Origin of the sequence: Bacillus sp. FSL R5-0709, assembly GCF_038004785.1 — a bacterium.
GTDB lineage: Bacteria > Bacillota > Bacilli > Bacillales > Bacillaceae_G > Bacillus_A > Bacillus_A mycoides.
Genome location: NZ_JBBORT010000001.1, coordinates 4,260,069 through 4,285,137, shown reverse-complemented (window position 1 = coordinate 4,285,137; position 25,069 = coordinate 4,260,069). Strand labels below are relative to the sequence as shown.

Annotated in this window: 23 protein-coding genes, 2 tRNA genes and 1 other annotated feature (1 of these 26 running past the window's edge); of the genes, 22 read left to right on the top strand and 3 right to left on the bottom strand. The window is 37.1% G+C overall.

Translation table 11 applies throughout. The features are described 5' to 3' along the window. Positions 1-328: 328 nt before the first annotated feature. The 7 genes from racE to MKX37_RS21890 all read left to right on the top strand — a co-directional run bounded on the left by racE (position 329) and on the right by MKX37_RS21890 (position 4,596). Positions 329-1,153 (top strand): glutamate racemase, encoded by an 825-nt coding sequence (racE, locus tag MKX37_RS21920; protein ID WP_048517140.1) that lies wholly within the window; start codon positions 329-331, stop codon positions 1,151-1,153. 130 nt (positions 1,154-1,283) lie between these two features. Beyond that, the gene (locus tag MKX37_RS21915; RefSeq protein ID WP_002129281.1) at positions 1,284-2,333 is read left to right on the top strand and encodes a GerMN domain-containing protein; all 1,050 of its coding nucleotides are present in this window, start codon (positions 1,284-1,286) and stop codon (positions 2,331-2,333) included. A 131-nt stretch (positions 2,334-2,464) separates the two neighbouring features. Then, the gene (gene rph / locus MKX37_RS21910) at positions 2,465-3,202 is read left to right on the top strand and encodes a ribonuclease PH (RefSeq protein WP_002015340.1); all 738 of its coding nucleotides are present in this window, start codon (positions 2,465-2,467) and stop codon (positions 3,200-3,202) included. A gap of 11 nt (positions 3,203-3,213) precedes the next feature. After that, positions 3,214-3,822, top strand: a complete 609-nt coding sequence (locus MKX37_RS21905) for an XTP/dITP diphosphatase (RefSeq protein WP_002143277.1) — start codon at positions 3,214-3,216, stop codon at positions 3,820-3,822. Positions 3,823-3,835: 13 nt separating this feature from the next. Beyond that, positions 3,836-4,339, top strand: a complete 504-nt coding sequence (locus tag MKX37_RS21900; protein WP_002129278.1) for a metallophosphoesterase — start codon at positions 3,836-3,838, stop codon at positions 4,337-4,339. A 108-nt stretch (positions 4,340-4,447) separates the two neighbouring features. After that, positions 4,448-4,521, top strand: a tRNA-Gly gene (locus tag MKX37_RS21895). A 1-nt stretch (position 4,522) separates the two neighbouring features. Continuing rightward, a tRNA-Arg gene (locus MKX37_RS21890) sits at positions 4,523-4,596 on the top strand. A 51-nt stretch (positions 4,597-4,647) separates the two neighbouring features. Here MKX37_RS21890 and MKX37_RS21885 read toward each other — a convergent pair. After that, entirely contained in the window at positions 4,648-5,262 is a 615-nt protein-coding gene (locus tag MKX37_RS21885) for a PH domain-containing protein (protein ID WP_000473869.1), read from the bottom strand. A 315-nt stretch (positions 5,263-5,577) separates the two neighbouring features. Here MKX37_RS21885 and MKX37_RS21880 point away from each other — a divergent pair, with 315 nt between their 5' ends. The 7 genes from MKX37_RS21880 (at position 5,578) to yihA (ending at position 15,021) form a co-directional block, all read left to right on the top strand. Next, the gene (locus MKX37_RS21880) at positions 5,578-5,826 is read left to right on the top strand and encodes a hypothetical protein (protein WP_001983650.1); all 249 of its coding nucleotides are present in this window, start codon (positions 5,578-5,580) and stop codon (positions 5,824-5,826) included. A 198-nt stretch (positions 5,827-6,024) separates the two neighbouring features. Beyond that, a complete protein-coding gene (locus MKX37_RS21875) occupies positions 6,025-7,023 on the top strand; it encodes a hypothetical protein (protein WP_002034206.1) in 999 nt (332 codons plus the stop codon). 310 nt (positions 7,024-7,333) lie between these two features. After that, positions 7,334-8,611 (top strand): trigger factor, encoded by a 1,278-nt coding sequence (tig, locus tag MKX37_RS21870; protein ID WP_002015345.1) that lies wholly within the window; start codon positions 7,334-7,336, stop codon positions 8,609-8,611. Between the two features lie 264 nt (positions 8,612-8,875). Then, on the top strand, positions 8,876-10,135 hold the full coding sequence (clpX, locus tag MKX37_RS21865; RefSeq protein ID WP_000472285.1) for an ATP-dependent protease ATP-binding subunit ClpX: 1,260 nt from the start codon (positions 8,876-8,878) through the stop codon (positions 10,133-10,135). A 106-nt stretch (positions 10,136-10,241) separates the two neighbouring features. After that, complete coding sequence (gene lonB / locus MKX37_RS21860; RefSeq protein ID WP_002034202.1) at positions 10,242-11,912, top strand: ATP-dependent protease LonB; 1,671 nt, start codon at positions 10,242-10,244, stop codon at positions 11,910-11,912. Positions 11,913-12,097: 185 nt separating this feature from the next. Further along, a complete protein-coding gene (gene lon / locus MKX37_RS21855; RefSeq protein WP_002034201.1) occupies positions 12,098-14,428 on the top strand; it encodes an endopeptidase La in 2,331 nt (776 codons plus the stop codon). Then, positions 14,425-15,021, top strand: a complete 597-nt coding sequence (gene yihA, locus MKX37_RS21850; protein ID WP_002088829.1) for a ribosome biogenesis GTP-binding protein YihA/YsxC — start codon at positions 14,425-14,427, stop codon at positions 15,019-15,021. Before lon ends, yihA begins: the two co-directional genes overlap by 4 nt. A gap of 35 nt (positions 15,022-15,056) precedes the next feature. Here yihA and MKX37_RS21845 read toward each other — a convergent pair whose 3' ends face one another. After that, a complete protein-coding gene (locus tag MKX37_RS21845; protein WP_002015349.1) occupies positions 15,057-15,473 on the bottom strand; it encodes an organic hydroperoxide resistance protein in 417 nt (138 codons plus the stop codon). A gap of 2 nt (positions 15,474-15,475) precedes the next feature. Next, on the bottom strand, positions 15,476-15,928 hold the full coding sequence (locus MKX37_RS21840) for a MarR family winged helix-turn-helix transcriptional regulator (RefSeq protein ID WP_002034199.1): 453 nt from the start codon (positions 15,926-15,928) through the stop codon (positions 15,476-15,478). A gap of 417 nt (positions 15,929-16,345) precedes the next feature. Here MKX37_RS21840 and hemA point away from each other — a divergent pair, with 417 nt between their 5' ends. From hemA to ysxE, 8 genes are all read left to right on the top strand, one after another. Continuing rightward, a complete protein-coding gene (hemA, locus tag MKX37_RS21835; RefSeq protein ID WP_002129273.1) occupies positions 16,346-17,677 on the top strand; it encodes a glutamyl-tRNA reductase in 1,332 nt (443 codons plus the stop codon). 17 nt (positions 17,678-17,694) lie between these two features. After that, the gene (locus MKX37_RS21830) at positions 17,695-18,528 is read left to right on the top strand and encodes a cytochrome c biogenesis protein (RefSeq protein ID WP_002015354.1); all 834 of its coding nucleotides are present in this window, start codon (positions 17,695-17,697) and stop codon (positions 18,526-18,528) included. Positions 18,529-18,543: 15 nt separating this feature from the next. After that, complete coding sequence (gene hemC / locus MKX37_RS21825) at positions 18,544-19,473, top strand: hydroxymethylbilane synthase (protein WP_002034194.1); 930 nt, start codon at positions 18,544-18,546, stop codon at positions 19,471-19,473. A gap of 2 nt (positions 19,474-19,475) precedes the next feature. After that, complete coding sequence (hemD, locus tag MKX37_RS21820; RefSeq protein ID WP_078422013.1) at positions 19,476-20,228, top strand: uroporphyrinogen-III synthase; 753 nt, start codon at positions 19,476-19,478, stop codon at positions 20,226-20,228. A gap of 20 nt (positions 20,229-20,248) precedes the next feature. Next, on the top strand, positions 20,249-21,238 hold the full coding sequence (gene hemB, locus MKX37_RS21815) for a porphobilinogen synthase (protein ID WP_002015358.1): 990 nt from the start codon (positions 20,249-20,251) through the stop codon (positions 21,236-21,238). Then, entirely contained in the window at positions 21,238-22,527 is a 1,290-nt protein-coding gene (gene hemL / locus MKX37_RS21810; RefSeq protein ID WP_002034163.1) for a glutamate-1-semialdehyde 2,1-aminomutase, read from the top strand. The genes hemB and hemL overlap by 1 nt, the downstream gene beginning before the upstream one ends. A gap of 79 nt (positions 22,528-22,606) precedes the next feature. Then, entirely contained in the window at positions 22,607-23,614 is a 1,008-nt protein-coding gene (gene spoVID, locus MKX37_RS21805) for a stage VI sporulation protein D (RefSeq protein WP_002015360.1), read from the top strand. 72 nt (positions 23,615-23,686) lie between these two features. Further along, the gene (gene ysxE, locus MKX37_RS21800; RefSeq protein WP_002129265.1) at positions 23,687-24,712 is read left to right on the top strand and encodes a spore coat protein YsxE; all 1,026 of its coding nucleotides are present in this window, start codon (positions 23,687-23,689) and stop codon (positions 24,710-24,712) included. 134 nt (positions 24,713-24,846) lie between these two features. Next, positions 24,847-25,069, top strand: a binding site (T-box leader) (it continues 9 nt past the right edge of the window).

Here is a 25,069-nt window from a genome sequence, read left to right as displayed (position 1 = left end):
GGGGCATCCCCCACTAATTATTAGCCTACACCAATCGGACTTTTACGGGCAGCCCGATCCCCCATATAACTTCTTTGCTTTCGCTGAATTTTGAGGTGGGGGTCTTACTGTCCGGCAAATAGCGGGGTAAATACGCAATTTATATAGAAGAAACCGACTTTCATATAGAAGGTCGGTTATTTTTCTGTCTTGCAAATTATGAAAAAAAGGAGCAAAATAAAAAAGGTCCTGATCTATATAGGTACAAATGAAAATTTTTATACAGGGGCACTTTAAGTTAGCGAACTTAAAGTGTGTAAAATATACTGATAAACATAAAAGATGATGAATGAGAAAACGGGTGATTAAGTTGAATAGAGCGATCGGTGTTATTGATTCAGGAGTGGGCGGTTTAACAGTAGCGAAGGAATTAATTCGTCAGTTGCCGAAAGAGCGTATTATATATTTAGGGGATACAGCACGTTGCCCTTATGGTCCGCGTTCTCGTGAAGAAGTGCGTCAATTTACGTGGGAAATGACGGAGCATTTATTAGATTTAAATATCAAAATGTTAGTTATTGCGTGTAATACAGCAACTGCGGTTGTATTAGAAGAAATGCAGAAACAATTACCAATTCCAGTAGTTGGAGTTATTCATCCAGGATCACGTACAGCTTTAAAAGTGACAAATACGTATCATGTTGGGATTATTGGAACGATTGGAACAGTAAAAAGTGGCGCCTATGAAGAGGCGCTAAAGTCTATTAATAACCGTGTTATGGTAGAAAGTTTAGCGTGCCCACCTTTCGTTGAGCTTGTAGAGAGTGGGAATTTCGAAAGTGAAATGGCGTATGAAGTTGTAAGAGAAACATTGCAACCGTTGAAAAGTACTGACATTGATACGCTTATTCTAGGATGTACACATTATCCGATTTTAGGTCCTGTTATTAAAAAGGTAATGGGGGATCAAGTACAATTAATTAGTTCGGGTGATGAAACAGCGCGTGAGGTAAGCACGATTTTATACCATAGTAAGATGCTAAATGAGGGAGAAGAACAAAGTGATCATCTCTTCTTAACGACTGGTAAAATAGGCCTGTTTAAAGAAATTGCATCAAAGTGGTTCGGTCAGCCGATTGAAAATGTGAAGCATATCAATTTAGAAATAGAATAATAGTAGATTCATATAAGAGAACTCCTGAGAAATCAGGGGTTTTTTCTGTATAAGTAGCCATAGCTTGTTCTAAAACATGAAACAGCTCGTATACATAATAGTACAAACTTAGATTTTAGGGGGGAATGGCATGCCTAAATCCACTTTTAAATGGGTTGTTGGTGCTACTGTGAGTGCGATTTTATTATCAGGGTGTGGCTTGTTAAATCAAGAGAAAGCGACAGAACAAATTGATCCGCCAAAAAAAGTTACGTATACAGAAGGTGAAAAGAAAGAAACTGCTAAAAAAGATAAACAAGGGCAAACAGTAAATAGAGAGTTATACCTCGTTGATAAAAATGGATATGTCGTACCGCAAACTATTGCAATGCCTACTCCGAAAGCGAATGAAGTTGTACAGCAAACGTTAGAGTATCTTGTGAAAGATGGACCAGTTACAAATTTATTGCCAAATGGATTTCGAGCAGTCCTTCCAGCGAATACGACGATGACCTTGAATTTGAAAAAAGGCGGGACAGCAGTAATTGATTTCTCTAAAGAAATGAAAAATTATTCAAAAGAAGAAGAACGTCAAATTGTTGAATCAGTAGCGTGGACTTTGACTCAATTTACAGAAATAAAACAAGTGCAGTTCCAAATAAATGGTGAAAAGTTAGTGAAGATGCCTGTTGCGGGTACACCGCTTGGTGAAGGTGTAAGTCGTGCGAATGGAATTAACTTTGATGATGAACAAGTAGCAGATGTGACGCATACAAAACCGGTTACACTTTACTTTATGGCGCAAAATAATAATAAGCAGCAATATTACGTACCGGTAACAAGGCGCGTTGCAGAAGGGAAAGAAAATGATTACTCGGCAATTGTGGATGAGCTTGTAAAAGGTCCGATTCAAGGGTCGCTACTAAATGATTTTAATCCAGGAGCTAAGCTTATTACGAATCCAAAAGTGGAGAACGGAAATATTACATTAAACTTTAATGAAAATATATTTGTGAACCCAGACAAAAACATGATTTCAAATTATGTGTTGAAATCGTTAGTCTTATCTTTAACGGAAAAACAAGGTGTGAAAAATGTTTCTATTGAAGTGAATGGGAAAGCAAATCTTATGGATGAGAAAGGTGAAAAGTTAATAAAACCTGTTGATCGTCCACAAAACGTGAATACAGGTAGTTTTTAATCGCGAATAATTTGATATACTTATGTAAGAAAGGGGAATTGCTTTTTGAGTTCCCCTTCTTTTATTGTTATACATATCGTGCATTTAAATTTGGCTATACTAATGAGAGTATTTATGAGGGGGTTATTTTTATGCGAGTAGATGGTAGAGGAAAAGCAGAGCTACGCCATATACATATTCATACAAATTATTTGAAACATCCAGAGGGATCAGTACTAATTGAAGTTGGGGATACAAAGGTAATTTGTTCAGCGACAATTGAAGAGCGTGTACCGCCGTTTATGCGCGGAGAAGGAAAAGGCTGGGTAACAGCAGAATACTCAATGATTCCACGTGCGACAGAGCAACGTACAATCAGGGAGTCAAGTAAAGGGAAAGTAACAGGGCGTACAATGGAAATCCAGCGTTTAATTGGACGAGCATTACGTGCGGTTGTTGATTTAGAAGCGCTTGGCGAAAGAACGGTTTGGATTGACTGTGATGTAATTCAAGCGGATGGCGGAACGAGAACAGCTTCTATTACAGGTGCTTATGTAGCGATGGTATTAGCTTTTGAAAAATTATTGCAAGCAGAAAAAGTATCTAAAATTCCGGTGAAAGATTATTTAGCGGCAACGTCAGTAGGTGTTGTTGAAGAACAAGGTGTTGTTTTAGATTTAAATTATGCTGAAGATTCTAAAGCAGACGTTGATATGAACGTTATTATGACTGGAAAAGGTCAGTTTGTTGAAGTGCAAGGAACTGGAGAAGAAGCGACGTTTAGCAGAGCTGAATTAAATGAATTACTTGATGCTGCTGAACAAGGGATTTTCCAACTTGTTGAAAAGCAAAAAGAAGCGTTAGGTGACATCGTATCTCATATAGAGTAGAGGTGGAAAATATGAAGCAAGTTGTTGTAGCGACGAAAAATCTTGGGAAAGTACGTGAGTTTGCTGAGTTATTTGAGAGATTTGACTTAGAAGTGAAATCTTTACACGATTTTCCTCATATTGAAGAAGTCGAAGAAACTGGTGAAACATTTGAAGAAAACGCAATTTTGAAAGCGGACAGTCTTAGTAGACAGTTGAATTCCATCGTAATTGCGGATGACTCAGGTCTTATTGTAGATGCCTTAAACGGGAAACCAGGTGTATATTCAGCTCGTTTTGCTGGAGAGCCGAAAGATGACCAAGCGAATATCGATAAAGTGTTGCAAGAGTTAACTGACATCGATTTAGAAAAACGTACAGCTCGTTTTTACTGTGCACTAGCGGTTGCTTTCCCTGAGGCAGATAAAGAGCCGGTTATTGTAAACGGAACGTGTGAAGGGAAAATCTTAGAACAGCGCCGCGGGGAAAATGGTTTTGGATACGATCCGATTTTTTATGTAGAAGAATATAAAAAGGCAATGGCGGAACTAAGCTCAGATGAGAAAAATGCCATTAGCCACCGCGGACGCGCTCTTCGTAAATTAGAAGAGAAAATCCCGGAATGGTTTTTAGAAGAATAAGGGAGAGAGATTGATGAAAGCTTTAATCGTAAGCGATAGTCATAGCTCTGTGAAGGAATTACAGCAGTTAAAAGAGAAATATGAAGGGAAAGTAGATGTCATGATTCATTGTGGTGATTCAGAGCTAACGCCTGCTCACGAAGAGCTACAAGGTTTCCAAGTTGTAAAAGGGAATTGTGATTATGCTAACTTTCAAGATGAAATTGTAACTGATGTAGATGGAATTCGTTTCTTAGTTGTACACGGTCATCGTCATGATGTGAAAATGACGTTACAAACGTTAGCGTATCATGCAGAAGAAGTAGGAGCACAAGTAGCGTGCTTTGGACATTCTCATGTATTAGGGGCAGAATTACTTGATGGGATTTTATTTATTAATCCAGGAAGTATTTTGCTCCCGCGCTCTCGTGTGGAAAAGACATTCGCTTTATTAGAAATGGATGAAAATCATATAGAAGTTCGTTTTGAAACATTAGATGGACAGCTGGTGGAACAAGCAATTTTTAAAAGAGGATAAGAAAAATTATCCTCTTTTAAAAAAGTGTTGACTTTATAAGTAGTTATGAATATAATAAATATTGTCGATAGGGCAACGGCGCTAACGAAGAAAAATAAAATAACATATGCGGGTGTAGTTTAGTGGTAAAACAAGAGCCTTCCAAGCTCTGGTCGAGAGTTCGATTCTCTTCACCCGCTCCATGTCCCAGTAGCTCAGCCGGATAGAGCATACGCCTTCTAAGCGTACGGTCGGGAGTTCGAATCTCTCCTGGGACGCTAAAAAAACCTTGTTATCCTTTGATAACAAGGTTTTTTGTTTGTTTTAAATTAGTTATTAATAAATTTTTCAAAGACAAAACCGTAATCTTTCACGTTATATTGCTTTTTCGTATCAACGAGCCAGTTAAAGGCGATCTCGTTCATCTCTTTAAACTGTTCTGCTAAATTTACTTGTGCATTTGAAATACGGCTGAAAGCGTTAGATGCCATATCTAAACTTTTATGTGCATACTGCAATGTAATGTCGTTGTCGTATGAAATTTCTTCGATTTTAAGAAGAGCCTTATATAAATCTTTTAATTCTTCAATATGTTTTTTATGAACATCAATTGAGTAATGCTCATCTCCCATTTGAAATTTAATTTCTACATCTAAATCAATCGTTCCTGCAGTTTCAAGTGCTACGTTTTTAATTTGATATTTACTATAGCTAAAGCGGCGTAATGTACGTTTTTTGCTTGTGGCACTTGTACCATCTAGGTGAATTAATCCTTTGTTTGTAAAGCAATATTCATCCGATTTTGATTTAATAAGAAAGTAAATTTTCTCCCCATCTTCATGCATTACGTAATCATCAGCATCGACCTTATCGTAATCTTTTGGTGTGATAACGGAACCTACATCGCTTAATCCTAAAACGTCAGCTGCCATTTTTTTGAACATATATAATCCCCCTTGTAAATTAAATTCTTAATTTTACAAAAATATATTAACATGATTTTAAACTTATTTTTGAAATCTTACAACTCTGTAAGGTAAGTGTAAGGAAGTTCGATGGTAACAAATTACTAATCTTATATAATGAAGATAACAACGATAAATGAGGAGGAAGAGATGATGAAAGGATTAATCGTAACGGGTTTAACAGTAGCTTTTGGGTTTGTGGCGTATGAAAAGTTAACATATGTAATTGATGTTGTAAAACATTTAGTAGCGTAGAAAAAACTGCCATGAGAGGGAAAGGGAATGAGTGAATGAATGGAATGGTTATTTGGAATTATAGGTACTTGTAGTGTAGTTTTATTGTTCTTTGTCCCAAGTGGTATACTTAGTTCGACAACGAGTTTGTTCTTTCTAAGTTTGTTTGCTTGTACGATGCTTATTATTATGTTTTTAATGAAGCGAAGTAAACCAATCTTCTATTTTAGCATGATTGTTATGGCAATTATTGTTCTCCAAATTATTACCCTTGTTATATACCCCACAATTATAAAAGCTTTCCATTAATGATGAACCCTCTGCCGTCTGTTGCTGAGGGTTTTTGTTTGTGAAAAATGAATTTCATTTAGAAGTTTGTTGTTTTTTCGTTATGAAAATAGAATATTCCTATATTTCAAATAAATAATTTTGGAATGTTGTGTTCTCATTACGCATTTGATATATTTACTTTGAAGATCATTAAAATCTAGAAAAAGAGGCGGACGTATGGATAAAAAAGAAAATACGGTCGTATTGTTTCCGCAACTATCAGAACGCTATATTGATAAAGGTTTTTTAGCGTTGAAAGAGCGGGAATTCGAAGATGCATTGCGCTGCTTTGAAATATTACGTCAGTATAATGCAGAAACGGAACAAACAGAATTAGCTTCCGTTATTTGTTTGCTAGAATTAAAACGTATGGAAGAAGCGAAAGAAAAATGTGAGCAGTTGCTTGAAACAGGAGCTGTATTATTTGGTGATATTCTTGAAACGTATGTAACTATTTTAGTTCAAACAAATGATTATGAAGGTGTCATTGAAACTGTTGAGGAAGTTTTGCAAACGAAAGATATAATTCCTGAGCAAAAGGAAAAATTGGCGCAGCTTGCTTTGTTTGCGCAAGGGATGCTGAATGAAGAAGATACACCGCTAGTGGATTCGAATTTTGAATTAGAAGAATTTACCGATGGGCTTTTTGGAGAAAACTTTGGTCAAAAGCTAAGAGTGATCCAGAAACTTTCGTTAAAAGACCTGGATCTCGCACTTCCTACTTTAAAGAAATTTTTAATAGACGAAGATCAGCACCCTTATTTAAAAACTTCTATTTTGTATAAAATGGTAGAAAATCAAATAGAAGAAGAGATAGAAGTAGAGAAGTTTGGAAATACGATAAAGGTGATTCCAGCATTTACAGGTCATAATGAGGAGCAATCCGATAAAATTATACATAAATTCTCAAACCGATTAGAGCAAAATTATCCAGATATATTTAGTACGATGGTTACATACTGGAAAGAATTACAAATTAGCATTTTTCCGTTCCCTCTATTAATGGATAAAGTAGAAATTTGGGCTGCTGTCTTAGAGAGAATTGGAAGAAAGCGTTTCGGATTGGCTATTGATGAAGAAGAACTTATGACAGCGTACAATATTGAGTTTGAGGAATTTCATATTGCCTATCAATGGTTACTGCGCATTGAAAGAGAAGGGTATTTGCCCGTATAATTATGAAAAAGAATCGTTCAGTTATTGAAACGAGCACATTCTATGTTATAATGTAAGGGTTGCAAAAGGCAGAAATCTGCCTGTTTGTAAGAGAAGAGGAGTATAATTCTCTTACTTAATATGTTTCATATTAGTCTCGAACAAAATATACCGTAGTTGTCTTTTAGACAATTAGTAGATTGGAACATTGTATCTGAAAGCTTTTTGCTAGAGGGTTATTTGTACATTTGTTATTTCAAGAAAGAGATAATAAAAATTTTGATCTATAGAGGTATGTGCATACATTATTATAGTTGGAGGGAAAGAATAAATGTCTACAAAATGGGAAAAATTAGAAGGTAACGTTGGCGTTTTAACAATCGAAGTTGATGCTAAAGAAGTAAATAACTCTATCGACGCTGCATTCAAAAAAGTAGTAAAAACAATTAATGTACCAGGTTTCCGTAAAGGGAAAATGCCTCGTCCATTATTCGAACAACGCTTTGGTATTGAATCTTTATACCAAGATGCTTTAGATATCATCTTACCAAAAGCATACGGTGAAGCAATCGATGAAGCTGGTATCTTCCCAGTTGCTCATCCTGAGATTGACATCGAGAAATTCGAAAAAGGCCAAAACTTAATTTTCACTGCAAAAGTTACTGTAAAACCTGAAGTTAAATTAGGTGATTACAAAGGTTTAGCAGTAGAAAAAGTTGAAACAACTGTAACTGACGAGGATGTAGAGAACGAAGTAAAAGCTTTACAAGAGCGTCAAGCTGAACTAGTTGTTAAAGAAGACGGAACTGCTGCAGATGGTGATACAGCTGTAATCGACTTCGAAGGTTTCGTTGATGGCGAAGCATTTGAAGGCGGAAAAGGCGAAAACTATTCTCTTGCAATCGGTTCTGGTACTTTCATCCCAGGTTTCGAAGAGCAAGTAATTGGTCTTAAATCTGGTGATTCTAAAGAAGTTGAAGTATCATTCCCAGAAGAGTACCATGCTGCTGAATTAGCTGGTAAACCAGCAACATTCAAAGTAACAATTCACGAAATCAAAACAAAAGAACTTCCTGAGTTAAACGACGAGTTCGCTAAAGATGCTGACGAAGAAGTTGCAACTCTTGATGAATTAAAAACAAAACTTCGTACAAACTTAGAAGAAGGCAAAAAGCACGAAGCTGAGCACAAAGTACGTGACGAAGTAGTAGAATTAGCTGCTGCTAACGCTGAAATCGACATTCCAGAAGCTATGATCGACACTGAGTTAGATCGTATGGTTCGTGAATTCGAGCAACGTTTAAGCCAACAAGGTATGAACCTTGAGCTTTACTACCAATTCACAGGTACTGACGCTGACAAATTAAAAGAGCAAATGAAAGAGGATGCACAAAAACGTGTAAGAATCAATCTTGTTCTTGAAGCTATCATTGAAGCTGAAAACATCGAAGTTACTGAAGAAGAAGTAACTGCAGAAGTTGAAAAAATGGCTGAAATGTACGGTATGCCAGTAGACGCTATCAAGCAAGCTCTTGGAAGCGTAGACGCTTTATCTGAAGATCTTAAAGTGCGTAAAGCTGTAGACTTCTTAGTAGACAACGCTGCATAATAAAATAACAAGGCGCGATTTTAATCGTGCCTTGTTTTATAAATATAGAAATATATTTATAAAACTTTTCGATGAAGAAGGAAAAGTGCCTTTGTAAGTCGAATATACATATTTCAAAAGTTTTAAAATTTTTTTATTTGTACATAACTAGTCATATTATTTGTATTTCTCGCTACGTAGTGACATAATATGTATTTACATACGATACATTTATCGTGTACATACGAAGGCAAGAGGTTAGCACTTTGTAAGGGGTGTGAAAATATGTTTAAATTTAATGATGAAAAAGGTCAATTAAAATGTTCTTTCTGTGGTAAAACACAAACGCAAGTTCGAAAGTTAGTTGCAGGTCCAGGTGTTTACATTTGTGACGAGTGTATCGAGCTTTGTACTGAAATTGTACAAGAGGAGCTTGCGAAGGACGAAGAAGTAGAATTCAAAGATGTACCGAAACCGGTAGAAATTCGTGAAATCTTAGATGAGTATGTCATCGGACAAGATAACGCGAAAAAAGCACTAGCGGTAGCGGTATATAACCATTACAAACGCATTAATTCTAACAGCAAAATTGATGATGTAGAATTAGCGAAGAGTAATATTTCACTTATTGGGCCAACTGGTAGTGGTAAAACATTATTGGCACAAACATTAGCGCGTATTTTAAATGTTCCATTTGCAATCGCGGACGCAACATCTTTAACAGAAGCTGGATACGTTGGGGAAGATGTAGAAAACATCTTACTAAAACTAATTCAAGCGGCTGATTACGATGTAGAAAAAGCGGAAAAAGGAATTATTTATATTGATGAGATTGATAAAGTGGCACGTAAGTCCGAAAATCCATCAATTACACGTGATGTATCTGGTGAAGGTGTACAGCAGGCACTTCTGAAAATTTTAGAAGGTACTGTAGCGAGCGTTCCACCTCAAGGTGGTCGTAAGCACCCGCATCAAGAGTTTATTCAAATTGATACAACGAACATCCTATTCATTTGTGGTGGAGCGTTTGATGGCATCGAGCCTATTATTAAACGTCGCCTTGGTGAGAAAGTAATTGGATTTGGTGCTGAGAAGAAAAATGCTGATGTAAATGAGAAGCATGTTTTATCTCACGTTTTACCAGAGGATCTTTTAAGATTCGGTTTAATTCCGGAGTTTATCGGTCGTCTTCCAGTTATTGCGAACCTAGAGCCGCTTGATGAAGATGCTCTTGTAGATATTTTAACTAAACCGAAAAATGCACTTGTTAAGCAATTCCAAAAATTATTGGAGCTTGACGATGTTGAGTTAGAGTTTGAAGAAGGTGCACTAGTTGAGATTGCGAAAAAAGCAATTGAACGTAAAACAGGTGCTCGTGGACTTCGTTCTATTATTGAAGGCTTGATGCTTGATGTAATGTTCGAACTTCCATCTCGCAAAGATATCGAGAAGTGTATTCTTACGAAAGAAACAGTAGCTGATAATGAACCGCCGAAATTGGTGTTACAAGACGGTACTGTACTTGATACAAAAACATCTGCATAATGCGAAGAAGAAACAGCAATTTTTATAATTGCTGTTTTTCTTTATGTTTAGCACTATTCCTCCCAGGAAATACTAAAAGGTAAAACATAGCGGGAGGAAATGAATTATGAGCTGGACAAATATATTTTTACTTGTTCAACTTGTTTTTGGCGTAATTGTCGGATTGTATTTTTGGCATTTACTTCGAAATCAGCGAACACAAAAAGTTTCAATTGATCGAGAATCGAAAAAAGAATTAGAGCAGCTTCGTAAAATGCGTGAGGTTTCTTTAACAGAGCCGCTTGCGGAAAAGGTACGTCCTACATCCTTTATAGACATTGTAGGGCAAGAAGACGGGATTAAGTCGTTAAAAGCGGCTCTTTGTGGTCCTAATCCGCAACATGTGATCATATACGGTCCGCCAGGTGTCGGAAAGACAGCGGCAGCACGCCTTGTATTAGAAGAAGCGAAACGAAATCCGAAATCTCCATTTCGTACAAATGCAACATTTATCGAACTTGATGCGACGACAGCTAGGTTTGATGAGCGTGGTATTGCGGATCCATTAATTGGTTCAGTGCATGATCCTATTTATCAAGGAGCAGGTGCAATGGGACAAGCGGGTATCCCGCAACCGAAAAAAGGGGCTGTAACAGATGCGCATGGTGGTATTTTGTTCATTGATGAGATTGGTGAATTACATCCAATTCAAATGAATAAAATGCTAAAAGTGTTAGAAGATCGGAAAGTGTTTTTGGAAAGTGCGTATTATAGTGAAGAAAATTCGATGATTCCAACGTATATACATGATATTTTTCAAAAAGGTTTACCTGCAGATTTTCGCTTAGTTGGTGCAACGACACGTTCACCAGAGGAAATTCCTCCTGCAATTAGGTCGCGTTGTTTAGAAGTGTTCTTCCGTGAGTTAGATACAGAAGAAATTCAAAAAGTAGCGAAAAATGCAGCTGACAAAGTGGAGATGCAAGTAGGTGAGAACGGTATCGAAATGATTGGAATGTATGCAAGAAATGGGCGAGAAGCAATTAATCTCGTGCAAATTTCTGCTGGTATGGCGATAAATGAAGAACGACCTTTCATTAAAGATGAAGATATTGAATGGGTTGTTCATTCTAGTCAGCTTACACCAAAGTACGAAAAACGTATTTATCCAATTCCGAGAATCGGTCTTGTGAACGGGCTTGCTGTATATGGGCCGAATACAGGTGCGTTATTAGAAATTGAGGTAACAGCTATTCCTGCGAAAGATAAAGGATCAGTAAATGTCACTGGAATTGTAGAAGAGGAAAGTATTGGAAATCAAACGAAATCAATCCGCCGTAAAAGTATGGCGAAAGGTTCTGTTGATAATGTGTTAACAGTACTTCGTTCTCTAGATGTGTTGCCAGAAGGGTATGATATACATATTAATTTTCCTGGTGGTATCCCGATTGATGGTCCTTCAGCAGGTATTGCTATGGCAACAGGTGTCTATTCAGCAGTGCATCGTACGTATGTGAATAATGAAGTAGCGATGACAGGTGAGATAAGTATCCACGGAGAAGTGAAGCCTATTGGTGGTGTGTACGCAAAAATAAAAGCTGCGAAAAAAGCGGGAGCTAAGAAAGTCATCATTCCGGCTGAAAACATGCAACCATTTTTGTATACAATAAAGGGAATTGAGATCATTCCTGTTCGCAAATTAAAAGAAGTATTTGAATTAACATTTATGCAGGAAAATATGCATCGTGAGCTTGATGCACATAATGATTTGGACGAAACAGATGCACAATCAATGTGAGAATATACAATAATAAAAATTTGCCAGACTTCGTTTAAGTTTGTATGCTTAAGCGGAGTCTTTTTTCTTTTCGTGAGGCACAAAAAAACAGGGGATTAACAATTGCGAAGAATCTCTGCAATTGCATCTAGATGTATTGTAATATAAAATAGTTGAACAGGAGTTTAATTTATTATGGAGGTGCTATGTCTAGTATGAATACGAATGAAAGAATTGTGCCCCTCCTACCATTAAGAGGCATTCTCGTATATCCAACGATGGTTCTGCATCTTGATGTAGGACGTGATAAATCGATACAAGCACTAGAGCAGGCGGCAATGGATGAAAATATCATCTTTTTAGCAATGCAAAAAGAAATGAATATCGACGATCCGAAAGAAGATGACATATATAGTGTAGGTACAGTGGCGAAAGTGAAGCAAATGTTAAAATTGCCGAACGGTACGCTTCGTGTCCTTGTAGAAGGTTTACATAGAGCAGAAGTAGTAGAGTTTATCGAAGAAGAAAATATAGTGCAAGTTTCTATTAAAACGGTAACGGAAGAAGTAGAAGATGATTTAGAAGAGAAGGCTCTTATGCGTACGTTACTGGAGCATTTCGAACAATATATTAAAGTTTCGAAAAAAGTTTCAAATGAAACATTTGCAACGGTAGCTGATGTAGAAGAACCGGGAAGACTAGCTGATTTAATTGCTTCTCACTTACCGATTAAAACGAAGCAGAAACAAGAGATTTTAGAGATTGTATCTGTGAAAGAACGACTACATACACTTATTTCAATTATTCAAGATGAACAAGAGTTACTTAGCCTAGAAAAGAAAATTGGACAAAAAGTGAAACGTTCAATGGAGCGCACGCAAAAAGAATATTTCTTACGTGAGCAAATGAAGGCAATTCAAACTGAACTTGGTGATAAAGAAGGCAAGGGCGGGGAAGTTGAAGAACTTCGTGAGAAAATTGAACAGTCGGGAATGCCTGAAGAAACAATGAAGGCTGCACTGAAAGAATTAGATCGTTATGAAAAATTACCTGTAAGTTCTGCTGAGAGTGGTGTCATTCATAATTATATTGATTGGTTATTAGCTCTCCCATGGACAACAGCAACAGAGGATATGATTGACCTCACTCATTCGGAAGAAATTTTAAATAAAGATCATTACGGTCTTGAAAAAGTGAAAGAGCGAGTACTTGAATATTTAGCTGTACAGAAGTTAACGAATTCATTAAAAGGGCCAATTCTTTGTCTAGTAGGACCTCCTGGGGTTGGGAAAACTTCGTTAGCTCGTTCTATCGCAACATCGTTAAACCGTAATTTTGTACGTGTTTCTCTTGGTGGTGTGCGTGATGAATCTGAAATTCGTGGTCACCGTCGTACATATGTAGGAGCGATGCCAGGACGTATTATTCAAGGTATGAAGAAGGCGAAAACAGTTAATCCAGTCTTCTTATTAGATGAGATTGATAAAATGTCTAACGATTTCAGGGGAGACCCATCAGCGGCGTTACTTGAAGTGTTAGATCCAGAACAAAACCATAACTTCAGTGATCATTACATTGAAGAGCCATATGATTTATCGAAAGTTATGTTCGTTGCAACTGCTAATACACTTGCAAGTGTTCCGGGCCCATTGCTTGACCGTATGGAAATCATTTCAATTGCTGGTTATACAGAACTTGAAAAGGTGCACATTGCTCGTGAGCATTTATTGCCGAAACAATTAAAAGAGCACGGTTTGCGAAAAGGTAATTTGCAAGTACGTGATGAAGCGCTTCTTGAAATTATTCGTTATTATACACGCGAGGCTGGTGTTCGTACGTTAGAGCGTCAAATTGCAAAAGTTTGCCGTAAAGCAGCAAAAATTATCGTTACAGCAGAACGCAAGCGCATTGTTGTAACAGAGAAAAATATTGTTGATTTACTTGGTAAGCATATATTCCGTTATGGTCAAGCTGAAAAAACAGACCAAGTTGGTATGGCAACAGGTTTAGCTTACACAGCAGCGGGCGGCGATACACTTGCAATTGAAGTGTCTGTAGCGCCAGGAAAAGGGAAATTAATTTTAACAGGGAAACTTGGGGATGTTATGAAAGAATCCGCACAAGCCGCGTTTAGCTATATTCGTTCTCGTGCAGAAGAACTTCATATTGATCCGGATTTCCATGAGAAAAACGATATTCATATTCATGTTCCAGAAGGAGCAGTTCCAAAAGATGGACCATCAGCAGGTATTACGATGGCAACGGCACTTATTTCTGCACTAACAGGTATTCCTGTAAGTAAAGAAGTTGGTATGACAGGTGAAATTACACTTCGTGGTCGTGTATTACCGATTGGTGGTTTGAAAGAAAAAACATTAAGTGCTCACCGCGCGGGATTAACAAAAATTATTTTACCGGCGGAAAATGAGAAAGATTTAGATGATATTCCAGAGAGCGTAAAAGAAAACCTTACGTTTGTGCTTGCATCTCATTTAGACGAAGTATTGGAGCACGCATTAGTAGGAGTGAAACAATGAAAGTAACAAAAGCAGATATTGTAATTAGTGCCGTTAAACCGGAACAATATCCAGACAGTGATTTACCAGAAATTGCCTTAGCAGGTCGTTCTAATGTCGGGAAGTCTTCCTTTATTAATAAAATTTTAAATCGTAAAAAGTTAGTACGTATTTCTTCTAAACCAGGAAAAACGCAAACGCTGAACTTTTTCTTAATCAATGAAATGATGCATTTTGTTGACGTTCCAGGTTATGGATATGCGAAAGTATCTAAAACAGAGCGCGCGGCATGGGGCAGAATGATTGAAACTTACTTTACAACACGTACGCAATTAGACGCAGCTGTATTAGTAGTTGATTTACGTCACCAACCAACAAAAGATGACATTATGATGTATGATTTCTTAAAGCATTATGAAATCCCAACAATTATTATTGCAACGAAAGCCGATAAAATTCCGAAAGGGAAATGGCAAAAGCATTTAAAAGTTGTAAAAGAAACGCTTGCTGTTGAAATTGGCGATGAAATCGTTCTATTCTCTTCTGAAACAGGACTTGGAAAAGAAGAAGCATGGAAAGCAATTCATAAAATGACAAAAACAAAAAACGCGTGACGAATGTCGCGCGTTTTTTTTTATTTACTAAACTTTTAGCGTACGTTTAATGTAACTTCAATATTTCCTCTTGTTGCTTTAGAGTAAGGACATACACCGTGAGCGGCTTCTACAAGTTCTTGTGCTTCGGCATGAGAAACACCAGCAACATGTACGTCAAGTACAGCAGATAGTCCGAAACCACCATCTGTATCTTTACCGATAGAAACGTGTGCAGTCACTTCTGTACTTTCCACCTTCATACGTTTTGTACGAATTACAAGTTGTAATGCACTATCAAAGCAAGCTGCATAACCAGCTGCAAATAATTGTTCTGGATTTGTTGCTTCTCCGCCTGCGCCACCTAGTGCTTTTGGCATTTTTACATCAAGATTTAATATGCCATCATCTGAAACTACCTTACCGTTTCTTCCACCTGTTGCTGTTACTGAAGCAGTATATAATTTATCCATGTTTATTCCCCTTTTCTGTCATTAATTTTTTTCATTGTTTCAATTAACGTGTTTAATTGGATTAATAAAGAATGATATTCTTGCTCTGTAATGCCTAAATTTGTAGCCATCGTTGTTGGTAATGAACAAGCTATTTCTTTTAAATCTTTACCTTGTTTTGTTAATTCAATACAAACTTTTCGCTCGTCTTCTTTTGAACGAACACGTTGTACAAGTTTTAATGATTCCATACGTTTTAACATAGGTGTTAAAGTACCAGAATCTAAAAATAGACGTTCTCCAATTTCTTTTACTGTTAGTCCGTCTTGTTCCCAGAGTACGAGTAAAGTAATGTACTGGGGATACGTAATGCCCATTTCTTCTAAATAGGGGCGGTAAAAACGGGTAACCTCTCTAGAACAAGCGTAAATAGAAAAACAAAGTTGGTTATCTAGATGCAAAGGATTTTCTTTCATAGGCAACTCCTTGTATTTTTAAATTGTGCACAATTTAATTTTGTAAAATCAATATAACGAAAAAGAAATACAATGTCAAATGCATTGCATCGAGAAAGTGAGTACTATATTTTGGAACAATCATACATATTTTCCTTCATGATGAAAGAAGATAGAAAAGATGATGTTATAATTAATATGGAATAGTTTCCATCACTTGATTATGAGGACTTTTTTTGGTAACGTACAAATAGAGTTGTTATTTTATAATTATTATAAAGTAGAAAGTTCTTTATTAATCTTACTGAAGCTCCTTTATTACATATGGAGAATAAATAAAAAATAATCAGTTGTTCACACGATTGTCAGATTCATAAGAGGAAAGTTGTATTATGATAGTAGATAAAGTGATAAAACGGGTGAAGGGGGACATGCTGCGTGCATATTCTTGTTGTTAGTGTAAATTATCGAACAGCCCCTGTAGAATTTCGTGAGAAACTCACATTTCAGGCAGCAGAGCTAGAGCAAGCAATGACTACATTACAAAACCAAAAGAGCGTGCTAGAAAATGTCATTGTATCAACTTGTAATCGCACTGAGATTTACGCTGTTGTCGATCAATTACACACGGGACGGTATTACATTAAGAAGTTTTTAGCTGATTGGTTTCAGCTTGAAATAGAAGAAATCGCACCATACTTGTCTATTTTTGAACAAGATGGCGCAATAGATCATTTATTCCGCGTAACGTGCGGTTTGGATTCTATGGTTGTTGGAGAGACGCAAATTTTAGGTCAAATAAAAGATAGCTTTTTAGAAGCACAACAAGTAAAAGCGACAGGTACAATTTTTAATGAGTTGTTTAAGCAAGTGGTTACGTTAGCAAAACGTGCGCACTCAGAAACAACGATTGGTGAAAGTGCGATGTCTGTTAGTTATGCTGCTGTTGAGCTCGGAAAGAAAATATTTGGCGATTTAACAGATTGTCATGTACTTATTCTTGGTGCGGGTAAGATGGGTGAACTTGCACTGCAAAACTTATACGGAAGTGGAGCTCGTAAAGTAACGGTTATGAATAGGACGCTTACGAAAGCGGAAGTGATGGCTGAGAAATATATGGGACATGCAAAGCCTTTAAGTGAATTGCAATGTGCATTATTAGAAGCGGATATTTTAATTAGTTCAACGGGTGCATCAGAATATGTCATTACGAAAGAAATGATGACAAAAGTAGAGAGAATGCGCTCTGGTCGTCCGTTATTTATGGTTGATATTGCAGTACCACGTGATATTGATCCAGCGATTGATGAATTAGAAGGCTCTTTCTTATATGATATCGACGATCTGCAAGGTGTAGTTGAAGCAAACCGTGCTGAACGTTTAAAAGAAGCAGAGAAAATTCAATTTATGATTGAAGAAGAAATGGTTTTATTTAAAACGTGGTTAAGTACGCTAGGTGTTGTACCGTTAATATCAGCTCTTCGTGATAAAGCGCTAGCAATTCAAAGTGATACGATGGAAAGTCTTGAGCGAAAAATACCAAACCTTAGTGATCGTGAGAAAAAAGTAATTAGTAAACATACGAAAAGTATTATTAACCAATTGTTAAAAGACCCAATTTTAGTAGCTAAAGAATTAGCTGTTGAAGAGGGAGCTGGCGAAAAATTAGCTTTATTTGCGAAGATTTTTGATTTAGAAGTGGAAGAAGCGGGAAATACGGAAGAAGTAGAACATAAAAGAGCGTGGACACCATCCGTTCCATCTTTATAACTTGGAAGGATGATCGGATGAGTTTTTTAAATAACAGTATTATTTATCATATTGCAATTATTTTATATGCTTGTAGCATTAGTTTATATTTTATAGATTATTTCCAAAGTAACCGAAAGGCGAACCGCTTTGCTTTTTGGTTACTTTCGATTGTATGGGTTCTGCAGTCTATCTTTATGTTGCTTAGGGCTACAGATTCAGAAACGAATCCTATTTTAACTTTATTATCAGGGATTTATTTTTATGTTTGGTTATTGATTACGATGTCATTAGTCATTAATCGATTTATGCGTATTGACTTTTTAGTCTTTTTTACAAATGTTGTAGCATTTGGCGTAAGCGCTTTTTCTATTTTTACACCGCTCGGGAAGATGTCGCCAGTACTTGCAGAGCAATTAGTTTCAGAACTTGTATACGTGCATGTCGGTATGGCGATTATTTCTTATGCAACGTTTACTGTATCGTTTATTTTTTCTATTATGTATTTATTGCAATACCGACTATTAAAAAAGAAAAAGTGGAATGCGAGATTAAGAAGATTAGGAAATTTGCCGAAGCTTGAATCTATGTCTTACGGATTAAATTTATTTTCTGTTCCGTTTTTCTTATTAGCAATTATATTAGGATGCATATGGGGATATACAAAATTGGATAATTTCCATTGGTATGATACGAAAGTAATTGGGTCTTTTGTCGTTCTATTTGTATATTGCGTGGGCTTATATTTACGAGCAGCAGATGTGTTGCAAGGTAAGAAAATTGTGCAGTGGAATATCGGGGCATTTCTCGTAATGCTAGTTAACATTTTTCTATTAAGCAGTTTATCTAATTTCCACTTTTGGTATTTATAATGAGGAGAGAGAATTATGCGCAAAATTATTGTAGGTTCACGAAAGAGTAAACTAGCATTAACACAAACTAATTGGTTTATTGATCAATTAAAAGCGCTTGGTTTACCATATGAATTTGAAGTGAAAGAAATCGTCACAAAAGGTGATGTTATTTTAGATGTTACTCTTTCAAAAGTAGGCGGAAAAGGTTTATTTGTAAAGGAAATTGAACATGCGTTACTTACGAAAGAAATTGATATGGCTGTACATAGTATGAAAGATATGCCAGCTGTACTTCCAGATGGATTAACGATTGGTTGTACGCCAAAGCGCGTTGACCCTCGTGATGCTTTTATTTCTAAAAACGGAGAATCGTTTAAAGACTTAGCAGAAGGCGCGATCTTAGGAACGAGTAGTTTGAGACGTAGTGCACAACTACTAGCTGCGAGACCAGATTTACAAGTGAAATGGATTCGCGGGAATATCGATACACGCTTACGTAAGTTAAAAGATGAAGATTACGATGCAATTATTTTAGCGACAGCTGGATTACAGAGAATGGGCTGGGACGGAGAAGTTATTACAGAACATTTAGATGAAACGTTATGTGTACCAGCCGTAGGACAAGGTGCATTAGCGATTGAATGTCGTGAGGATGATACGGATTTACTTCAGTTGTTAGCGCATATTAATGATGCAGTAACAGAAAGAACAGTGGCTGCTGAACGAGTATTTCTTCATAAACTTGAAGGTGGATGCCAAGTTCCAATCGCTGGATATGCAACTCTTAAAGAAAATGATGCAATCGAATTAACAGCGCTTGTCGGTTCTATGGACGGTTCTGTTTTATTGAAAGAGATAGTAGTAGGTAATGATCCGAAGCAAGTTGGATTAGAGGCTGCGGACCGTTTAATTAAACAAGGAGCAAAAGAGCTCATCCTTGCTGCAAATAAGGAGCAACAATAAATATGAACGCTCTCGCTGGCAAAACAGTATTGATTACACGTGCCCAGCACCAAGCGAAACAAATGAGTGTAGCAGTGAAAGAAAGGAGCGGAATTCCATTGGAAATTCCGCTTTTGCGTATGGAAGGTACGTCTCATAGGCAAATTCAACACATAGCAGGGCAGCTACATTCGTATGACTGGGTTATTTTCACGAGTAAAAATGGTGTAGCTTTTTTTCTAGATAGTTTGAGAAAGAAGCTCCCCGGACTGATTAAAATTGCTGCAGTAGGCGTGAAAACAAAGTTAGAGTTAGAAAAGCGAGGCTATCAAGTAGAGTTTGTTCCCACTGCATTTGTTGCAGAAACATTTGCCGAAGAGTTTCTAAAAGAATTAAGTGGAAACGAGCGTATTTTATTTCCGAAAGGGAATTTAGCAAGAGATGTAATCCCGGTTAAACTTAGGGAGTTTGGTGTTTTTCTAGATGAGTTAATTGTATATGGTACGAAGGTGAATGTAGAGAAAAAACAAGAACTTATAACAGCATTGAAATTAGGGGAAGTAAATATTATTACATTTACGAGCCCTTCAACTGTTGATAGTTTTGTTCGTTTACTTGAGGGTACAAACTGGAGAGAATGGACGAAAAAATGTACAATTGCTTGTATAGGGCCTATTACGGAAAAAGAGGCGAACCTCTATTTTCCACATGTTATTGTGCCAAAAGAGTACACTGTAGAAGCATTACTGCAATGCATTTGTGAATCTATAAAATAAAAGAATGGGGATAGAAATCTATGAATTCTTTACAATTTAATCGTCATCGTCGTTTAAGACAAAGCGGGGGCATGCGTGCGCTTGTACGTGAAACATTTTTACATACAGAAGATTTTATTTACCCTATTTTTGTATTAGAAGGAGAAAATACTCGTAATGAAGTTCCTTCTATGCCAGGCGTATATCAAATGTCTTTAGATTTATTGCAAGCTGAAATGCAAGAGGTCGTTGATTTAGGTATTCGTTCTGTTATTGTATTTGGTTTACCTGCTGAAAAGGACGAAGTTGGATCATCGGCATATTGTGAGCATGGAATTGTACAGCGTGCAATTAAGCAAATTAAAGATGAGTTCCCAGAGCTAGTAGTAGTTGCAGATACATGTTTATGTCAATTTACAAGCCATGGTCATTGCGGTGTTATTGAAGATGGCGTTATTTTAAATGATGAGTCTCTTGCAGCTCTTGCAAAAACAGCTGTAAGTCAAGCGAAAGCAGGGGCAGACATTATTGCACCATCTAACATGATGGACGGATTCGTAACAGCAATTCGCCATGCATTAGATGAAAATGGTTTCGCGCACGTACCAGTTATGTCGTACGCTGTGAAATATTCATCAGCATTTTACGGACCGTTCCGTGATGCAGCACATGGTGCACCGCAGTTTGGTGACCGTAAAACATATCAAATGGACCCAGCGAACCGTATGGAAGCATTCCGTGAAGCAGAATCAGATGTAATGGAAGGGGCCGACTTCTTAATTGTAAAGCCAGCTCTTTCTTATCTAGATATCGTTCGTGATGTGAAAAATAACTTTAACTTACCAGTCGTTGCTTATAACGTAAGTGGTGAATATTCGATGATTAAAGCAGCAGCACAAAATGGTTGGATTAATGAAAAAGAAGTTGTACTTGAGAAATTAATTAGCATGAAACGCGCAGGAGCAGACTTAATTATTACGTATCATGCAAAAGATGCAGCAAGATGGTTACAAGAAGGAGGCGCTAAATAATGAAAAAATTTGATAAATCGATTGCGGCGTTTGAAGAGGCTCAAAATTTAATGCCTGGAGGCGTAAACAGCCCTGTCCGTGCTTTTAAGTCTGTTGGTATGAATCCGCTGTTTATGGAGCGCGGAAAAGGCTCTAAAGTATATGATATCGATGGGAATGAATACATCGATTACGTATTATCGTGGGGACCTTTAATTCATGGTCATGCGAATGATCGTGTTGTTGAGGCTTTAAAAGCTGTTGCTGAAAAAGGAACAAGCTTTGGTGCACCAACAGAAATTGAAAATAAATTAGCGCAGCTTGTTATCGAGCGTGTACCATCAATTGAGATTGTGCGTATGGTTAACTCTGGAACAGAGGCGACAATGAGCGCGCTACGTTTAGCTCGTGGTTACACTGGACGTAACAAAATTTTGAAATTCATTGGTTGTTATCACGGTCATGGTGATTCTTTATTGATTAAAGCAGGTTCGGGTGTAGCAACGCTAGGTTTACCAGATAGCCCTGGTGTACCAGAAGGTGTAGCGAAAAATACGATTACAGTAGCGTATAACGATTTAGAAAGTGTAAAATATGCTTTCGAACAATTCGGTGATGACATCGCTTGTATAATTGTAGAACCAGTGGCAGGGAATATGGGTGTTGTTCCCCCTCAACCAGGGTTTTTAGAAGGACTTCGTGAAGTGACAGAGCAAAACGGTGCACTACTTATTTTTGATGAAGTAATGACAGGATTCCGTGTTGCTTATAATTGTGGACAAGGTTACTACGGTGTAACTCCTGACTTAACTTGTTTAGGTAAAGTAATCGGTGGTGGCTTGCCGGTAGGAGCATACGGTGGGAAGGCAGAGATTATGCGTCAAGTTGCACCAAGCGGACCGATTTACCAAGCTGGAACATTATCGGGTAATCCACTTGCAATGACAGCAGGTTATGAAACGTTAGTGCAGTTAACGCCAGAATCATATGTGGAATTTGAGCGTAAAGCAGAAATGTTAGAGGCTGGACTACGTAAGGCAGCTGAAAAGCATAATATCCCGCATCACATTAATCGTGCAGGTTCTATGATTGGTATTTTCTTTACAGATGAGCAAGTTATTAATTATGATGCAGCAAAATCTTCAAACTTAGAATTCTTTGCAGCTTACTATCGTGAAATGGTAGAACAAGGTGTATTTTTACCACCTTCTCAATTTGAAGGTTTATTCTTATCGACAGCACATAGTGATGCAGATATTGAGGCGACAATTGCGGCGGCCGAAATTGCAATGTCAAAATTAAAAGCATAATTTCTTAGAGAAAATCGCTTTCCATTAGGGGAGCGATTTTTTTTATTCATAAAGTAGCCTTAGGGAACATAAATCTGTAATGACATATAGTTTGGGAGGGGGAAAAGAAGTGGCAACAGATCATTCATTACGATTTTCATTAAAAGAATCTGTTTGGTTCCAGAAGGGACAGGAAGTCGAAGAACTTTTGTCAATTTCGTTAGATCCAGACGTTGAGATAGAGGAGCTCGATCATGAAGTTATCGTGAGGGGGCAATTAGATTTAACGGGAGAGTATGTTGCAAGGCAAGATGATTCAGCTTATTCATTAAGAGAGCTATCACCAGCAAAGGCAATTGATTATGTAGAAACAAGGGCAGACGGGGTTAATGAGCTTGTCCATTCCTTTCCGCTCGAAATATCAATTCCAAGAAATCGAGTGAAAGTAATTGAAGAATTATATGTATCAATCGAGGAATTTGATTATGAATTAAAGGAAAATGGTTGCTTACAACTATTAGCGGATATATCTATTACAGGTTTATGTGACGAAGAAAGAACCGAGGATGAAGAGGAAGAGACTGTGTATGCCGAGTTGGAAGCTGATTCAGCTGAAGAAGATGAAAGTAGACCTGCGCCGCACGAAGAGGTACCAGCCTATAAAGAATCAGATGGATGGGAAGATTATGCATTTGAGCCGTTTCAGTTAGAAGAAAGAAAAGAGCAAGAAATAGAAGAAGAGGAATTAGAAGAACATGAACTTGTGGAGCGTGAAGAGGAGCAAGAAAAGACGCCACAATTTGAATTGTTCGGGCGGAAAAATTTCAAGAAAGAAAAAGCGAAAAAGCAGGAAGAGCCAGAGGAAGAAGCATATTCACAGCGAGATGAAAATGCACTTTATTTAACGAAATTATTTACGAAAGAACCAGAAGAAGAATTTACGAAGTTAAGAATGTACTTCGTACAAGAAGGAGATACAATTGAATCGGTTGCAGAACGTTATGAAACGACTGTACAAAGCTTATATCGTGTAAATCAATCAGAAGATATATATTTAACTACAGGGCAAATTATATATATTCCTGTTTCAAAAGCAACAGTGAAATAAGTGAGTGAGTTTTTTCACTCACCTCTTTTCTTTTCCTAGAAGCTATGTTTTGAATAAGAAAGGGTTATTCGTATGGATATTGAATTACGAAATCGCTATGAACCCATTGTGAGGCAATATAGATTGGACACTCAGCATATGGAAGAGCACGGAAGTGTAATGAAAATTTATACGAATCAAGGTCCGTATGCGTTAAAGAAAATACAAGATAGAAAATTAGAGCGGAATAATTTTTTACACCATATTCAATATTTGAAGGAGAAAGGTTTTTCGAATTATGTACCTATCTATCACACGACGGACGGGAATTATGTTTTAAGTGATGGGGCGTATAGCTATTATTTAATGCCTTGGTTAGAACGTGCGGAAGGAAATGGCGAAGATAATGATCAATACCATAAGATGTTTCAAACGCTCGGGACGTTGCATCAAAAAACGGTGAAAGAGGAGACTTATACAGAAGAAGATTTAGAAAAACATTATACAAATATATCCGACCGTTGGGAAAATGATGGTGAGATATTAGAAGAGTTTCTTGTAGAATCAGAAGCGAAGTGGTATATGTCTCCATTTGAATTACAATATTGTACGTATTATCACCACGCTATGAGAGCACGTGAGTTCGCAACGAAACAATTAAGTGAATGGCATGATGCAATGAAAGAAAAGGAAAAAACACGTACTACTTTCGTTCATGGAAATGTATCGCTTAATCACTTTTTATTTGATTATGAACGAAACGGTTATTTTATTAGTTTAGAAAAGTCTCAGTTTGCTACACCGGTACAGGATATCGTCAGCTTTTATTCAAGGTCTTTGAACACATATCCAATTGCGCGGAGCGACCGCTTTGAATGGTATCAAATGTATCAAAAAAATTTTCCATTTACGAAAGAGGAGCAGCTTCTTATGTTTGCGTATATGACGTACCCGTCGCATTTTATTCGGCAAATTCAGTCGTATACGAAAAGAAGAAAGAGTCGTAATGAAGAAAATGAGCTTCGCGGGGTAAAAATTCTGCAGCAATCGCATTGGCTCATTAGTAATACAGAATATTTCCTTTCGCAATTACAAGCTGCCCAGCAAGGGAACGGATAAAGAAGATAAGTAGGGAGAACCCTGCTTATCTTTTTTTATTAGTTCCATAAAGAGATAAAAGCCGTAGTTTCAAATTTATCTTGACGAATAAGGTTTCGTTTTTTACACTATTGTATATAATAATTAACAATCACATAAATGCATTGAAGGGGAAGAGTATAACATGAAACGTCTTCAGAGAGGGGAACCATTGGCTGGGAGGTTCTCTAGATAGTTATGTTAGAAGGTAGCCCTGGAGCATCTTTTCTGAACGGAATGATTCTTATTAGGAAAAGACGGATTTGTCCGTTATCAAATTAAGAGTATAAGCAAATTCTGAATTTGTTTGTAAATAAAGGTGGTACCGCGATGTCCCTC

Excerpts from the sequence above, each read along its gene's own strand:
- MKX37_RS21875 (WP_002034206.1), top strand. The coding sequence starts at position 6,025 with ATGGATAAAAAAGAAAATACGGTCGTATTGTTTCCGCAACTATCAGAA.
- ysxE (WP_002129265.1), top strand. The coding sequence starts at position 23,687 with ATGGATATTGAATTACGAAATCGCTATGAACCCATTGTGAGGCAATAT.
- MKX37_RS21905 (WP_002143277.1), top strand. The coding sequence starts at position 3,214 with ATGAAGCAAGTTGTTGTAGCGACGAAAAATCTTGGGAAAGTACGTGAG.
- MKX37_RS21880 (WP_001983650.1), top strand. The coding sequence starts at position 5,578 with ATGGAATGGTTATTTGGAATTATAGGTACTTGTAGTGTAGTTTTATTG.
- hemB (WP_002015358.1), top strand. The coding sequence starts at position 20,249 with ATGAATTCTTTACAATTTAATCGTCATCGTCGTTTAAGACAAAGCGGG.
- MKX37_RS21830 (WP_002015354.1), top strand. The coding sequence starts at position 17,695 with ATGAGTTTTTTAAATAACAGTATTATTTATCATATTGCAATTATTTTA.
- hemL (WP_002034163.1), top strand. The coding sequence starts at position 21,238 with ATGAAAAAATTTGATAAATCGATTGCGGCGTTTGAAGAGGCTCAAAAT.
- MKX37_RS21885 (WP_000473869.1), bottom strand. The coding sequence starts at position 5,262 with ATGTTCAAAAAAATGGCAGCTGACGTTTTAGGATTAAGCGATGTAGGT.
- lonB (WP_002034202.1), top strand. The coding sequence starts at position 10,242 with ATGAGCTGGACAAATATATTTTTACTTGTTCAACTTGTTTTTGGCGTA.
- racE (WP_048517140.1), top strand. The coding sequence starts at position 329 with ATGAGAAAACGGGTGATTAAGTTGAATAGAGCGATCGGTGTTATTGAT.
- tig (WP_002015345.1), top strand. The coding sequence starts at position 7,334 with ATGTCTACAAAATGGGAAAAATTAGAAGGTAACGTTGGCGTTTTAACA.
- lon (WP_002034201.1), top strand. The coding sequence starts at position 12,098 with ATGTCTAGTATGAATACGAATGAAAGAATTGTGCCCCTCCTACCATTA.
- MKX37_RS21840 (WP_002034199.1), bottom strand. The coding sequence starts at position 15,928 with ATGAAAGAAAATCCTTTGCATCTAGATAACCAACTTTGTTTTTCTATT.
- clpX (WP_000472285.1), top strand. The coding sequence starts at position 8,876 with ATGTTTAAATTTAATGATGAAAAAGGTCAATTAAAATGTTCTTTCTGT.
- MKX37_RS21915 (WP_002129281.1), top strand. The coding sequence starts at position 1,284 with ATGCCTAAATCCACTTTTAAATGGGTTGTTGGTGCTACTGTGAGTGCG.
- MKX37_RS21845 (WP_002015349.1), bottom strand. The coding sequence starts at position 15,473 with ATGGATAAATTATATACTGCTTCAGTAACAGCAACAGGTGGAAGAAAC.
- hemD (WP_078422013.1), top strand. The coding sequence starts at position 19,476 with ATGAACGCTCTCGCTGGCAAAACAGTATTGATTACACGTGCCCAGCAC.
- spoVID (WP_002015360.1), top strand. The coding sequence starts at position 22,607 with ATGACATATAGTTTGGGAGGGGGAAAAGAAGTGGCAACAGATCATTCA.
- rph (WP_002015340.1), top strand. The coding sequence starts at position 2,465 with ATGCGAGTAGATGGTAGAGGAAAAGCAGAGCTACGCCATATACATATT.
- MKX37_RS21900 (WP_002129278.1), top strand. The coding sequence starts at position 3,836 with ATGAAAGCTTTAATCGTAAGCGATAGTCATAGCTCTGTGAAGGAATTA.
- hemC (WP_002034194.1), top strand. The coding sequence starts at position 18,544 with ATGCGCAAAATTATTGTAGGTTCACGAAAGAGTAAACTAGCATTAACA.
- yihA (WP_002088829.1), top strand. The coding sequence starts at position 14,425 with ATGAAAGTAACAAAAGCAGATATTGTAATTAGTGCCGTTAAACCGGAA.